Origin of the sequence: Photorhabdus sp. RM323S, from assembly GCF_042879375.1 — a bacterium.
Lineage (GTDB): Bacteria > Pseudomonadota > Gammaproteobacteria > Enterobacterales > Enterobacteriaceae > Photorhabdus > Photorhabdus tasmaniensis.
In genome coordinates, this window is sequence record NZ_JBHFKZ010000002.1 from 1 (window position 1) to 14,611 (window position 14,611).

The following is a 14,611-nucleotide window of genomic DNA, read 5'->3' on the forward strand; positions in this document are numbered from 1 at the left end:
TTTTTACCCCTTTTAACATCTGATTTTTGTTAAGTTTAATCATCATTGGATATCGTGTTTTATGTTTAACGAACGCGGATTATATTCACTTTTTATCTTTTCTGATGCTGTTAAATAACTACTGGGAAAGCGCTTTAATATCCATTTATTCGGATAATGTTATTTTACGTGCGATTTCTTTTCAACTTTGGATTTAATTAGCATAAAGTTTTAACCGTTGTTTTTATCCCTTTTAACACCTGTTTTTTGTTAAGTTTAATCATCATCGGATATCGTGCTTTATGTTTAACGAACGTGGATTATATTCACTTTTTATCTTTTCTGATGCTGTTAAATAACTGGTGAGAAAGCGCTTTAATATCCATTTATTCGGATAATGTTATTTTACGTGCAATTTCTTTTCAACTTTGGATTAATGGTTAATGATTTTCGATTAAATACTATTAACAGAAAACTTAAAATAAATCAGCGAGAAAAAGAATATTATCCAAAAAAACATAACGGAGTATCTTTATACCACCAAGCTATTTAAGGATTGATTTATGAAGATAAAAAACTTATAAAAACCATTCATAATCACCAGTAAAACAACATCAGTAAAGATAAAAAGCGAATATGATTAACATTGATTAAACTTAATAAAAACCAAGTGTTAAAAACAGTAAAAACAACGGTTAAAACTTTATTATACCAATTAAAACCAGAGGTTAAAAACCTACCCACCATAAATCTATCAGTGAAAATGAGAAAAAGCATTGGCTTTATTAATGCTTATATACCCTGTAAAAAGACACATAATAATATATAATGGATTAATCAGGCAGCATATTAAAAGAAGAACCGAATTTAATAACGCTTTCAACCGGAGAGTGAATTCTTTATCAGCTAGTTAAATAATTATTCGTGAAACATAGGAATAACAAAATCCGCAAATAAATGATTTAATCGAATGCAAATTTGTCTACTCGCAGAGTAATTATATCAAAAATATATTAACCTTAATATCCATAAAGATAATAAGAACTCACCATTCATGGCAATACAGCGGAAAAAAATATGCTCTTACTAAGCGACATTTCTTAATAAGAGCCAATGATTAAGGACGAACACCCAGAGTATGACAAATTGCATAACTCAGTTCCGCACGGTTTAAGGTATAAAAGTGGAAATCCTTCACACCTTCACGACTTAAAATTTTCACCATATCCATTGCAATAGAAGCACCAACCAGATTAGAGCTCTCAGGATCATCATCCAACCCCTCAAACATTCTGGTCATCCAGCTTGGAATACGAACATTGGTCATTGTCGCAAAACGTTTTAGCTGACGGAAGTTGGATACCGGCAAAATACCCGGTACGATTTCCACATCAATTCCGGCGGCAACACAGCGGTCACGAAAACGCAGATAACTTTCCACATCAAAGAAGAATTGAGTAATCGCACGGTTCGCACCCGCATCAATCTTTCGTTTCAGGCAAATCAGATCAGCCTGAGAATTTTTCGCTTCAGGATGAACTTCAGGGTAAGCAGCCACTGAAATATCAAAATCAGCTTCTTTCTTAAGTAATTCAACCAGATCAGCCCCATACATTTTGGGTTTTTCACTGTTATCAGGTAAATCACCCCGCAGAGCCACAATATGACGAATACCATTATTCCAATAATCACGGGCGATTTCGCACAATTCATCGCGGCTGGCATCAATACAGGTGAGGTGCGGAGCAGCCTCAAGGCCGGTTTTCTCTTTTATTCCTTTGATAATGCTATGGGTACGGTCACGTTCACCAGAGTTAGCCCCATAAGTAACAGAAACAAATTTAGGCTTGAGGGTGCTCAAGCGACCAATGGATTTCCACAGGGTTTTTTCCATCTCAGCTGTACGCGGTGGAAAGAATTCAAATGAAACACGGATCTGCCCTTCCAGTTCAGCCAGATTCTGATTTAGCGCTTCTCGCTGATTAGCGTGAAAAAAACTCATACCCTGTACCTCGTTAAACAAGCGGAATAATTTCCTGTCTTATAATTTGCCAGTTACTTTTATTTAAACATCTAAACACCTAACCACCTAACCACCTATACGTTTAGACGTCTAAATAAGATGAAGGATTGGGATTTTTTAGTCAACAATAAATTTGAGCTAAGAGAATGAGTAATATTCATACTGAATCTGAAAAAAATTCATCAGAGAATATTTAACTTTGTTTATATCGAGTTGGCAGATCAAGATGCCCAAGGCAACGATGAAGAAGGGTGTCTTTACCAGAACACGCTTCCTCTCGCTACCTCAAATATCAGGCGAAGGAAATCACATCAGATAACAAATGAGGGTTTTGCAACCTAAAGCAGTTGTGACAAACGGTTAAGATCAGACTGAATCGCGCCGGCGGTGACATCACGACCGGCACCCGGCCCACGGATCACCAGCGGATTATCACGATACCAACGGCTCTCAATTGCAAATACATTGTCGCACGGTAACAAGGAAGCCAATGGGTGATCGGGACGTACCGCCTCAACACCGACTTTAGCCTTACCATTCGCATCAAAACGGGCAACATAGCGCAATACCATACCCATTTCTTGTGCCGCAGCCAATCGCTGTACCATTTGCTCATTGATAGCACCGCTGTTATCAAAGAATTGCTCAATAGAACCTGATTTCGCTTCTTTCGGAACTAATGACTCAACACGCACCTGCTCTGGCTCAATCTCATAGCCAGCTTCACGGGCGAGGATAATCAGTTTACGCATGACATCCTGACCAGACAGATCAATACGTGGATCAGGTTCTGTCAGTCCCTGCTGCCACGCCTGTTCAACCAAATCACTGAATGGCACTGAACCATCAAATTGCAGAAACAACCAGGATAACGTACCGGAGAAAATACCACTTATGGACAAAATGGTATCGCCACTCTCGCGTAAATCTCTCACTGTATGGTTGATCGGTAAGCCTGCACCAACAGTTGCATTGTAAAACCAGTGACGACCGGTTTTGGCAAATGCATCACGAATAAGACGATAATCGTTACTACTGGAAGCACCGGCAATTTTATTAGCACTGATAACGTGGAAACCATAACTGGCAAAATCACTGTAACATTGGGCCAGTTCTTCACTGGCTGTCACATCCAGGATCACCAGATCGTCATAAGGGTGTGCCCGCATCCACAGGAACAACTCATCAACATCATGCTCTGTCGCTTCAGTATCAAAGAAAGCTAATGCCCGGCTGGCATCAATCCCCTGATAGTCGAGTAAACTCCGGCGACTATCAGCCACTCCTGCCAGAATAAATTCAAAATCACTGCGGGCAGAAATATTTTTCTGCTCACGGGCAAATAACTCCAACCAGCGGGAGCCAATATTCCCTTTACCAAACAAAATCAGGCCAATTCGCTTTTCAGCACGGAACAAACTCTGATGCAGCCCCTGAATCACATGTTCCGTCTGATTGGTCCGCAACACAGCGACAAGACTGATACCCTCCTCCGCGTGCCAGATAAATTCTACCGGCTGATCTTTAAGCTGCTGATAAAAACGATGGCAATGCAATGGATTCTTACAGACACCCGCCCCAACCAGCGCCACCAACGCCAATCCTTCTTTCAGGGAAAGTTTCCCCGGCAGCGTAGCATCTTCCAAAACCTCCAGTGCACTATTCACCACTTCGGAAGTGTAGCAGAGCTGAATCAGATTACAGTCCGGATGGATACCGGTTGCCAATGGGCGGATTTGTCCCCGTTTTAACAACAGATCAATATCTTTATATATCTGTTTAAAATCATTATGAGCAGCCACATGCAACTCAATCAGACAAACGTCATCATGGCTGGTGACAATTTTTGCCCCAGTCCCGGAAGCCAAAACCCTTTCAATACGGGTGGAACCCTGCTCCGGCTGGTAGCTGCAACGCAGCAGTAAATCAATATCACTGACGGAAACAGGCTGTAAGGTACGAGTATGCAGCACAGGTGCGGCAAGACGAGCAAGTTCACTCGCTTCATCCAAACGTAATAAAGGTAACAGACAAGCGTCTTTTACTTTTCTCGGATCAGCACTGTAAACACCAGCGACATCACTCCAGATAGTTACCCGTTTAGCCCCTGCCAGAGCACCAACCTGCGTCGCCGAGTAGTCACTGCCATTTCGCCCCAGTAAAACCGTTTCTCCATCATGATTACTGGAGATAAACCCCGTTACAACCAGTCTCTTATTAAGATTTTGAGTTAACAACTGATTCAGTAATGGCTGAGAAAGGTCAACATTAACTTGAGGTTGAGCCGCCCGTTCCGCGCGTAAAAACTGACGGGCATCCACCCAGTCACTGGCGATGCCCTGAGCTTCAAGTACCGCTGACATTAAACGTGCAGACCAGATCTCTCCATGACCCACAACTTCTGCATAAGTCACATCACTTACCGGTTTATCCAGTAATGCACTCAACCTTTCAAGATCGGCAATAAAACGCTTCACCAGCTCTTCAGCAACAGTTTCAGGCAGCAAACCTCTGATAAGATCCTGCTGATAACGGCGCAAAACCTGCTGTACCTGATGGGCAGAAATACGGTCGTTCTGGCTGAGTTTAAGCCAGTTAATTAACTGGTTGGTTGTGCTGCCTGCCGCGGATACCACCATCAAATCACCAGGTTGGCTATAATTAGCCATAATCTTGGCTACCCGTTGATAACATTTCACATCCGCAAGACTGCTACCACCAAACTTATGTAATTGGCGGCCATTTTCCGCCCCTGCTACTGCCAGTGCACTCATGGTCACTCCTTTAATACTGCCTGAAATGCATTTTCTAAATCAGCGATTAAATCCTGACTATCTTCAATACCCACAGAAACACGCAACAGTGAATCCGTAATACCCGCTTCCGCTCTTGCCTGTGCTGACATTCCCGCATGAGTCATGGTAGCAGTGTGGGAAATCAACGTTTCCACGCCTCCCAACGATTCCGCCAAAGTAAATAATTTCAACTCAGACAGAAAACAGCGTATTGCCGATTCACTGCCATCTAACTCAAAACTTATCATTGCACCAAAACCGGATTGTTGCTTACAGGCAATTTCATGCCCTGGATGATCTTTTAAAGCAGGATAAAAAAGTTTCTTCACTAACGGTTGCTGTTGAAGATAATTCACAATCTCCCGCGCATTATTTTGCTGTAAAAGGATCCGTGGCGATAAAGTACGCATCCCACGCAACAGAAGATAACTATCAAACGCCGCACCGGTCACACCAATATTATTCGCCCACCAGGCAAGCTCCGTCGCAATATCTTCATCTTTTGCAATAATGGCTCCGGCAATAACATCAGAATGTCCGTTAAGATATTTAGTACAGGAATGAACAACCAGATCTGCCCCCAATGCCAGCGGTTTTTGTAATACAGGACTCAGGAAAGTGTTATCAACAATCACTGTCGCACCGACCTCATGGGAAAGCCGGCATATATGGGCAATATCCACGATACGCAATAAAGGATTACTTGGCGTTTCAATTAATACCAGCTTTGGCTTTCTGGACAATACCTGCTTTAACGCCTGTTCATCACTCTGATCGACAAAAACCACGTCATAAGCACCACGTTTACTCTGGCTGTCAAACAAACGGTAGCTGCCGCCATAACAGTCATGGGGAGCAACCAACAGATCACCCGGCTTAAGAAAAACCGTACATAACAGGTGAATCGCTGACATGCCGCTGCTGGTCATAACAGCGCCGACTCCCCCCTCCAGTTCAGCCAATACCCTCTGCACCATATCGCGGCCTGGATTACCCCTGCGGGAATAATCATGTGTTCTCGGCTGATTAAAATCTGTAAAATTATAGGTACTGGAAAGATAAATAGGCGGAACAACACAACCATACTGCTCATCATTATTCAGCCCACTGCGAACTGCTATTGTTGCCTGTTTGCGTGTCATATCAGTCACCACTGCCTGCCATAAATTCAAGTCAGGGAAGAATACCCGCCACCACAATAGACGTCAACACATCTAGACATCTAAACCTCTTTACGGTTAGATTAAGTAATGGGATAATTATCCATCACAACTATGCTGCTTTTATTATTAGTCGTCATTATCTTATCGCATATACTATAACTGTATAATTGATAAGGAAATCACGATAAAATGGCAATATTTTGCGACGAAAGCGGGTTCTGTTATCCGGCTTACTTTTATGACTTCACGACTATTTAAGGTACCCCATGGCTGAGTGGAACGGTGAATATGTCAGCCCTTATGCTGAACATGGCAAAAAAAGCGAACAGGTGAAGAAAATCACAGTTTCAATTCCTTTGAAAGTGTTGAGGATCCTCACTGATGAGCGCACCCGTCGCCAGGTAAATAACCTGCGTCACGCGACTAACAGTGAATTGCTGTGTGAAGCATTCCTACATGCATTCACCGGGCAACCACTGCCCGATGACGCTGATTTACGCAAAGAGCGTAATGACGAAATCCCAGAGGCCGCTAAAGGGATCATGCGGGAATTAGGCATTGATCCCGATACCTGGGAATATTGATAGTGGCATAACGAAACCTCCTGCGAAATTCAGGGGGTTTTTTACTACGTTAAAATACAAAACACCCGATTGTTAAAATACAAAACGCCCGATGCAAAACATCGGGCGTTTGTTCGTACCAGTTGATCTGCTGTATCAGCAGACACAATTTGGCAATTACTTGCCAACACCTGGAACATTGAAACGTTTGTTGAAGCGATCAACACGACCACCGGTAGCAACATCACGTTGTTTACCAGTATAGAATGGGTGGCATTGACCACATACGTCCAGATTCAGAGCGCGATTAACGGTAGATTTGATCTGCATTACATTACCGCAAGAACAAGTTGCAGTAATTGCTTCATATTTAGGATGAATATCTTTTTTCATGGGATAACCTCTGTTAAGGCCGTGTCGCTATCCAGCCCTGTTGCCGCCAGACACCACACGTCGTGTTGATAAAATTAAGTTTGGTATCTTTTGTACCAAAGGCGGCGGATCATACAGAATATCTGCCTATCCCGCAATGAAATCCGTTGATTGTCTATGATACTCTATAGGCCATCTTTGCTTTATTTATTGATTGCCAGGAATAATTTTATGGCTGTTGTTCAGGTTGCCCTGCCTATCCCCCTTGCCCGCTCTTTTGATTATCTGTTGCCCGCAGAGAGCCAAGTACCCGTTGCAGGAATGCGGGTAGCCGTCCCATTTGGCAACCGCAAGGCGATTGGCATTGTCACAGGAACCACTGATAGCAGTGATATTCCAACAGAACAACTGAAATCAATAGAATCTATTCTCGATACTCACTCCCTGTTTGCAGAAGATCTCTGGCAATTATTACTCTGGGCATCCAGCTATTACCATTATCCCATCGGAGAAGTGCTGTTCCATGCATTGCCGATACTGCTTCGTCAAGGAAAACCCGCTGAATCTGCCCCGCTCTGGCAATGGCAACTGACTCCGGCGGGAACTGAAATACCCTTGGCACAATTGAAACGTTCACCAAAACAGCAACAGGTACTGGCAGCACTGCGCCAGAAAGCGATATATCGCCATCAGATTACAGAGCTGGAATTAAGCGAAAGTGCCTTCCAGTCACTCAAAAAGAAGTCACTTATTGATTTATACCCGGTGCAACCTGAATCTCAGAACTGGCGAAATCACTTCCAAATCACCGGCGAACGCCTAAAATTAAACACAGAACAAGCCACAGCGGTTGGCGCTATCCGCGCAGAAGACCAGCAATTTTCTCCTTGGTTACTGGCTGGTATTACCGGATCAGGTAAAACAGAAGTTTATCTCAGTGTGCTGGAAAACATTCTGACGCAAGGTAAACAAGCGCTGATACTGGTACCGGAAATCGGCCTGACACCACAGACAATCCATCGTTTCAGAGAACGCTTCAATGCTCCGGTTGATGTTCTTCATTCAGCACTGAATGACAGTGAACGCCTTGCTGTATGGCTACGGGCGCAACGTGGTGAGAACGCGATTGTCATCGGTACACGTTCAGCTTTATTTACCCCCTTTGCCTGCCTTGGCGTCATCATTATTGATGAAGAACACGACAGCTCTTACAAACAACAGGAAGGTTGGCGTTACCATGCCCGTGATTTAGCCGTATTCAGGGCAAAAAAAGAGAATATCCCGGTGATTATGGGTTCTGCCACTCCGGCACTGGAGACACTTTATAATGTACAACAGGGCAAATACCGCCAGCTAACATTATCCAAACGAGCAGGCCATGCCCAATCAGCAACTCAACATCTGTTGGATTTAAAAGGCTTGCCACTCAAAGTCGGGTTATCTCAACCACTGATAAAGCGCATTGAAGAACACCTACAAGCCGACAATCAGGTCATGCTGTTTCTCAATCGCCGTGGTTACTCACCTGCCCTACTCTGCCATGAATGTGGCTGGATTGCAGAATGCCAACGTTGTGACCATTATTACACCTTGCATCAGCACCATCGTCAGTTGCGTTGCCATCATTGTGACAGCCAACGCCCGGTTCCCCGCCAATGTCCACAATGTGGCTCAACTCATCTTCAACCTGTTGGCTTGGGTACAGAGCAGCTTGAAGACGGTATTGCTACGCTGTTCCCTGATGTACCGGTTACCCGCATTGACCGGGATACCACCAGCCGCAAAGGAACACTGGAACAACAACTGGCCGACATTCACGCTGGTGGTAGCCGTATATTGATTGGTACCCAAATGCTGGCAAAAGGCCACCATTTCCCCGATGTCACACTGGTCGCTTTGCTGGATGTTGACGGTGCCCTGTTCTCAGCCGATTTCCGGGCAGCAGAACGCTTCGCACAGCTTTATACACAAGTTTCCGGTCGGGCTGGCCGGGCAGGTAAACAAGGAGAAGTGGTTCTCCAAACTCATCATCCTGACCATCCGTTACTGCAAATTTTGTTAAATAAAGGCTACGATACCTTCGCTACTCAAGCGATGGATGAACGCCAAAGTGTATTTTTGCCGCCATTTACCAGCCATATTATCTTGCGGTCAGAAGATCACGATAATCAGCAAGCACCGGCTTTTTTACAGCAATTACGCCTGCTTTTTGAAAATCATCCTCTGCGTGATGATAACTTATGGATAATGGGGCCAGTTCCCGCATTACAGGCAAAAAGAGGTGGACGTTATCGCTGGCAACTATTGATTCAACATCCATCCAGAATTTTTTTACAAAAAATCATGATGATGGTTTATCCACAAATAATGGCTCTGCCGCAAACCCGGAAAGTGAAATGGAATATTGATGTTGACCCAACGGATGGTTAGTGATTAATCATCTTTATTTTAAAACATATAACGTTATCAGATTAAGCATACTTCTATTAACGAATTAGTAACATCACACTAAGTCATCCTCAATTAATAAAAAATTATTCACTAATTTGCGAGCCATATCGAATAAATGATTCATATCACACTTTTTTACAAACTAAAGAACAAACGAATTTGCCAAACTGTTTAGAATGGTCCCTTAATAACATTGTCATCACCTTAAACCAAAATGTCGTGACTTTCCTAAGGTCACTGACGGTCTCTCGGCAACCAGAAAATGACAATCGTTTAACTAATCAGTCAGGAAATGAGGAGTGAGTTTTGGAGCAGAAAAAGAATGGCACCTCCGCAACGATGAAAGATGTCGCTGAAGTGGCTGGCGTTTCTACCGCAACAGTATCAAGAACACTCATGAATCCAGAAAAGGTTTCTTCCCAGACACGACAAAAAGTGGAACAAGCTGTACTGGCTGTGGGTTATTACCCAAATAATTTATCCCGCAATCTTAAACGCAATGAGTCAAAAACGGTTTTAGTCATAGTGCCAAATATCAGTGACCCCTTTTTCACTGATGTGATTTGCGGGATTGAAGAGACAGCAACACAACAAGGTTATCTGGTTTTAGTCGGTGATTGTCAACATCAGCAAAAACAGCAACACACATTTCTCAACCTGATTGTCACCAAACAAATTGATGGCCTGTTGCTGCTTGGATCCAATATCCCGTTTGACGCCAGTAAAGAAGAACAAAAAAACCTGCCCCCTATGGTAATGGCAAACGAATTTGCACCAGAGCTGGAACTGCCGACTATTCATATTGATAACCTGACCGCAGCATTCAATGCCACTCATTACCTGCAAACACTGGGGCATAAACACATTGCCTGTATCTCCGGGCCGGACGATATCCTGCTTTGCCGCTACCGACTTCAGGGATATATTCAGGCGTTGCGTCGTTCTGGCGGGACAATCCGTGAAGATTATATCGTCCAGGGTAACTTTACCCATGAAAGCGGCGCAAAGCTGACCGAGCAGCTGATGTCTCTGCCAGAACCCCCAACAGCTATTTTCTGCCACAGCGATGTGATGGCGATTGGCGTTATGTGGCAGGCTAAAAGAATGGGCTTAAGAATACCGCAAGATTTATCCATCATTGGGTTTGATAACTTAAGCCTGGCCATGTACAGCGATCCGCCATTAACAACCGTTGGACAACCCCGTTATGAGATTGGTCAAAAAGCAATGTTATTGTTGTTGGATCAAATCCAGGGCCATACAACATCTGGCGGTTCTCAATTACTGGAATCTGAATTAATCATCCGGCAAAGCACCTGTTCGCCTAAAAGCTAGGCAAATAACGCCAGGTTAAGTAACATGTCGTTTATTTCCTTTTATTTAAATAACTCAGCGAATTAGACAGTGGCACAACGAGATTATGTGAGTCGCGGGCGTTCAAACGCCCACCGTAAAAACACCGATAAGAAAAAACACCAGTCCCAGGGTCTGCCAAAAACCACTCTGGCAGTCGCGGTAGCATTGGTTGTTATCTTTATTAGCGGCCTTTACTTTATTACCCATAATGGACAAAAAAGCGCGCCAGACGTACTACCAAAACATCCTCAACAAAATAATGGTTTACCGCCCAAACCAGAAGAGCGCTGGCGCTATATCAAAGAATTGGAAAACCGCCCTGTTGGTATCGCGACGCCACGTGAGCCATCATCCGGTGGGCAGACAAATTCACGAACTCAGCTGACCGCAGAACAACGACAATTACTTGAACAAATGCAGGCAGATATGCGTCAACCAGCGACCTCACTGCCAGAAGTTCCATACAATGGCGTTCAAGTGCCGCGTTCACAAGTGATCATCAAACCATCAGCAGAGACGCAACAACCGCTGGAAACAAGACCACATCCGCAACCTCAGCAAACATTGCCACAACAACAAATACAGACTCAGCCAGTTCAGCCACAGACACCGCCAACGGCTGAAACCAGCAAGCCTAAACCAACAGAAAATGCACAACGTATGATTTTGCAATGTGGTTCATTCCGCAATATGGACCAAGCTGAGTCAGTACGCGCCAGCCTGGCATTTGCGGGTATTGAAAGCCAAATCACCACCGGAGACGGCTGGCATCGTGTCGTTCTTGGCCCTTACAGTAAAAGCACCGCAGGAAAAATGCAGGAACGCCTGAAAGGCGCTGGCGTACCCGGTTGCATTCTCCGTGTTACTGGGGGTTGAAAAATGATAATTCTCCCCCATTTATACTGCTAACACCGTGCACACGGTATTTTCGATAGCCATATACACTGTCGAAAGTACCGTGCGCCACATTTATCTATTTTTGTAACCAAGGGCTTACTCGTGACTACAATCGTAAGTGTTCGCCGTAACGGCCAAGTCGTAATCGGTGGTGATGGACAGGCAACGATGGGTAATACCGTCATGAAAGGCAATGTCCGCAAAGTTCGCCGCCTCTATAATGACAAAGTAATCGCGGGTTTTGCTGGCGGTACAGCAGACGCTTTTACTCTGTTTGAACTGTTTGAACGTAAACTTGAAATGCATCAAGGGCATCTGACCAAGGCAGCCGTTGAACTTGCCAAAGACTGGCGGACCGACCGCATGCTACGCAAACTGGAAGCATTGCTGGCAGTCGCAGATGAAAATACCTCCCTGATCATTACAGGTAACGGCGATGTCATTCAGCCGGAAAATGACCTGATTGCCATTGGTTCCGGTGGTCCATACGCGCAATCCGCTGCACGGGCAATGCTGGAAAATACCGATCTCAGTGCCAGAGAAATTGCAGAGAAAGCACTGACAATTGCCGGTGATATCTGTATTTACACCAACCATAATCACAACTTCGAAGAACTTCCTTCAAAAGCGTAAGGGTAGATAGTATGTCTGAAATGACTCCACGCGAAATTGTCAGCGAACTTGACAACCACATCATTGGTCAGGACAAAGCGAAACGTGCTGTAGCTATCGCACTCCGTAACCGCTGGCGTCGTATGCAGCTGAATGAAATGCTGCGTTATGAAGTGACGCCTAAAAATATTCTGATGATTGGCCCAACAGGTGTCGGTAAAACCGAAATCGCCCGGCGGCTAGCAAAACTGGCGAACGCGCCATTCATCAAAGTTGAAGCGACAAAATTCACCGAAGTTGGCTATGTTGGTAAAGAAGTAGACTCCATCATCCGCGATCTGACCGATGCTGCGGTTAAAATGGTTCGTCTGCAATCCATTGAAAAAAACCGTTACCGAGCTGAAGAGTTGGCAGAAGAGCGCATTCTGGATGTCTTAATCCCACCAGCAAAAAATAACTGGGGACAAGCGGAGACGCAATCTGAGCCTTCAGCCGCTCGTCAGGCATTCCGTAAGAAGTTACGTGAAGGCCAGCTTGATGACAAAGAAATCGAGATCGATGTTGCCACCACACCGGTGGGCGTAGAGATCATGGCACCTCCTGGCATGGAAGAGATGACTAACCAATTGCAATCCATGTTCCAGAACCTTGCCGGTCAAAAACATAAATCCCGTAAGCTGAAAATCAAAGATGCTTTCAAACTGCTGGTGGAAGAAGAAGCCGCTAAACTGGTTAACCCGGAAGAATTGAAACAACAGGCCATTGATTCGGTTGAACAGCACGGTATCGTCTTCATTGATGAAATCGACAAAATCTGCAAACGCGGCCAGACCTCAGGCCCTGACGTTTCCCGTGAAGGTGTTCAGCGTGACCTGTTGCCACTGGTGGAAGGCTGTACAGTATCCACCAAACACGGCATGGTAAAAACAGACCATATCCTGTTTATCGCCTCCGGCGCATTCCAGGTTTCCAGCCCTTCAGATCTAATCCCTGAATTACAAGGGCGTCTGCCAATCCGTGTGGAATTACAGGCATTAACCACAGAAGATTTTGAACGTATTCTGACTGAACCCAATGCATCCCTGACGGAACAGTACAAAGCGCTGATGGCAACAGAAGGAATGAACATCAGCTTCACCGCTGATGGCATCCGCAAAATCGCTGAATCGGCATGGCGGGTAAACGAATCAACCGAAAATATCGGTGCCCGTCGCTTGCATACTGTTCTTGAGCGATTGATGGAAGATATCTCTTTTGACGCCAGCGAACGTCCTGGTCAATCAGTTGATATTGATGCCAATTACGTCAAAGAACATTTAGATGAGCTGGTTGCAGATGAAGATCTGAGCCGATTTATCCTATAATCGTAATATACGGTTTCTTATCCGCTATAATTATTGATGGGAGGCTTGCCTCCCATTTATTTTTTATAATATTTGAAGGAGTAAGTTAACGTAGAAATGAACTCACCAACTTCCGTCAGTCAAACTCAAGCATGGCTAGAGAGTTTACGCCCTAAAACGCTACCACTCGCCCTCGCAGCCATTATTACCGGCTCCGCCCTTGCTGTCTGGACAGGACATTTCAAGCTGCCTGTCGCCTTACTGGCTCTGTTAACAGCAGCGATATTACAAATCCTGTCCAATCTTGCCAATGATTACGGCGATGTTATCAAAGGAAGTGATACTGAAAAACGTATCGGGCCACTACGCGGTATGCAAAAAGGCGTTATCACCGCCTCACAGATGAAAAAAGCGCTAGAGATTACGGTGCTGTTGGCTTGCCTGTCCGGCATTGCCCTTATTGCCGTTGCTTGTGAAAAACCCAGGGACATATTCGGTTTTCTGGTCCTTGGTCTGCTGGCAATTGTTGCCGCAATTACCTATACCGTCGGCACAAAACCCTATGGCTATATAGGACTTGGCGATATTTCCGTATTGATATTCTTTGGCTGGTTAAGTGTTGCCGGGGCTTATTACCTTCAAGCGGGTTTTTTTGACTCAATTGTTATGCTGCCAGCCACCGCCTGTGGTCTTCTTTCCGCTGCTGTTTTAAATATTAACAATTTGCGTGATATTGAAGATGACAAACGGAATGGCAAAAACACCCTTGCTGTCCGCCTCGGCCCCCAAAAAGCCCGCTACTACCATGCCTGCCTCATCATCGGAGCAATCTTCTGTTTGGTCTTGTTTACCATACAAAACCTGCCGGGCTGGTCCGGTTGGCTGTTCCTGCTCGCATTACCTTTGTTAATCAAACACATGTGGCATGTGTTTAATGAACCCACACCAGAAGGCATCCGCCCAATGCTGGAACACATGGTTAAAGCGGCATTGCTGACTAACATTCTGTTTTCGGCTGGGCTTGTTCTTAATTATTGATGATTTTGCTAACATCAGC

The 14,611-nt window shown here is 44.7% G+C and carries 11 protein-coding genes; 7 read left to right on the plus strand and 4 right to left on the minus strand.

Features of this window, described 5'->3' with window-relative positions; translation table 11 throughout:
- Positions 1–1,096: 1,096 nt before the first annotated feature.
- The 3 genes from metF to metB all read right to left on the minus strand — a co-directional run bounded on the left by metF (position 1,097) and on the right by metB (position 5,939).
- Complete coding sequence (metF, locus tag ACGF7G_RS01005) at positions 1,097–1,981, minus strand: methylenetetrahydrofolate reductase (RefSeq protein WP_021325406.1); 885 nt, start codon at positions 1,979–1,981, stop codon at positions 1,097–1,099.
- A gap of 359 nt (positions 1,982–2,340) precedes the next feature.
- Positions 2,341–4,776: a bifunctional aspartate kinase/homoserine dehydrogenase II gene (locus tag ACGF7G_RS01010; protein WP_387462959.1), complete on the minus strand. Its 2,436-nt coding sequence runs from the start codon at positions 4,774–4,776 to the stop codon at positions 2,341–2,343.
- A 2-nt stretch (positions 4,777–4,778) separates the two neighbouring features.
- Entirely contained in the window at positions 4,779–5,939 is a 1,161-nt protein-coding gene (gene metB / locus ACGF7G_RS01015; RefSeq protein WP_387462961.1) for a cystathionine gamma-synthase, read from the minus strand.
- Between the two features lie 287 nt (positions 5,940–6,226).
- Between metB and metJ the strand changes: the two genes are divergently transcribed.
- The gene (metJ, locus tag ACGF7G_RS01020; protein ID WP_021325403.1) at positions 6,227–6,544 is read left to right on the plus strand and encodes a met regulon transcriptional regulator MetJ; all 318 of its coding nucleotides are present in this window, start codon (positions 6,227–6,229) and stop codon (positions 6,542–6,544) included.
- A gap of 156 nt (positions 6,545–6,700) precedes the next feature.
- Here metJ and rpmE read toward each other — a convergent pair whose 3' ends face one another.
- Complete coding sequence (gene rpmE / locus ACGF7G_RS01025; RefSeq protein ID WP_387462962.1) at positions 6,701–6,916, minus strand: 50S ribosomal protein L31; 216 nt, start codon at positions 6,914–6,916, stop codon at positions 6,701–6,703.
- Between the two features lie 210 nt (positions 6,917–7,126).
- Here rpmE and priA point away from each other — a divergent pair, with 210 nt between their 5' ends.
- The 6 genes from priA (at position 7,127) to ACGF7G_RS01055 (ending at position 14,592) form a co-directional block, all read left to right on the plus strand.
- A complete protein-coding gene (gene priA, locus ACGF7G_RS01030) occupies positions 7,127–9,325 on the plus strand; it encodes a primosomal protein N' (RefSeq protein ID WP_387462964.1) in 2,199 nt (732 codons plus the stop codon).
- A 327-nt stretch (positions 9,326–9,652) separates the two neighbouring features.
- A complete protein-coding gene (cytR, locus tag ACGF7G_RS01035; protein WP_387462965.1) occupies positions 9,653–10,681 on the plus strand; it encodes a DNA-binding transcriptional regulator CytR in 1,029 nt (342 codons plus the stop codon).
- A gap of 69 nt (positions 10,682–10,750) precedes the next feature.
- On the plus strand, positions 10,751–11,578 hold the full coding sequence (ftsN, locus tag ACGF7G_RS01040; protein ID WP_387462967.1) for a cell division protein FtsN: 828 nt from the start codon (positions 10,751–10,753) through the stop codon (positions 11,576–11,578).
- A gap of 123 nt (positions 11,579–11,701) precedes the next feature.
- The gene (gene hslV, locus ACGF7G_RS01045; protein WP_133813993.1) at positions 11,702–12,232 is read left to right on the plus strand and encodes an ATP-dependent protease subunit HslV; all 531 of its coding nucleotides are present in this window, start codon (positions 11,702–11,704) and stop codon (positions 12,230–12,232) included.
- 11 nt (positions 12,233–12,243) lie between these two features.
- Entirely contained in the window at positions 12,244–13,575 is a 1,332-nt protein-coding gene (gene hslU, locus ACGF7G_RS01050; RefSeq protein WP_133813994.1) for an HslU--HslV peptidase ATPase subunit, read from the plus strand.
- 96 nt (positions 13,576–13,671) lie between these two features.
- Positions 13,672–14,592 (plus strand): 1,4-dihydroxy-2-naphthoate polyprenyltransferase, encoded by a 921-nt coding sequence (locus ACGF7G_RS01055; RefSeq protein WP_387462970.1) that lies wholly within the window; start codon positions 13,672–13,674, stop codon positions 14,590–14,592.
- The last annotated feature ends 19 nt before the right edge of the window (positions 14,593–14,611 follow it).

What these genes read in the sequence shown, in the direction of transcription:
- metF (WP_021325406.1), bottom strand. Translation starts at nt 1,981, where the DNA reads ATGAGTTTTTTTCACGCTAATCAGCGAGAAGCGCTAAATCAGAATCTG.
- ACGF7G_RS01010 (WP_387462959.1), bottom strand. Translation starts at nt 4,776, where the DNA reads ATGAGTGCACTGGCAGTAGCAGGGGCGGAAAATGGCCGCCAATTACAT.
- metB (WP_387462961.1), bottom strand. Translation starts at nt 5,939, where the DNA reads ATGACACGCAAACAGGCAACAATAGCAGTTCGCAGTGGGCTGAATAAT.
- metJ (WP_021325403.1), top strand. Translation starts at nt 6,227, where the DNA reads ATGGCTGAGTGGAACGGTGAATATGTCAGCCCTTATGCTGAACATGGC.
- rpmE (WP_387462962.1), bottom strand. Translation starts at nt 6,916, where the DNA reads ATGAAAAAAGATATTCATCCTAAATATGAAGCAATTACTGCAACTTGT.
- priA (WP_387462964.1), top strand. Translation starts at nt 7,127, where the DNA reads ATGGCTGTTGTTCAGGTTGCCCTGCCTATCCCCCTTGCCCGCTCTTTT.
- hslU (WP_133813994.1), top strand. Translation starts at nt 12,244, where the DNA reads ATGTCTGAAATGACTCCACGCGAAATTGTCAGCGAACTTGACAACCAC.
- ACGF7G_RS01055 (WP_387462970.1), top strand. Translation starts at nt 13,672, where the DNA reads ATGAACTCACCAACTTCCGTCAGTCAAACTCAAGCATGGCTAGAGAGT.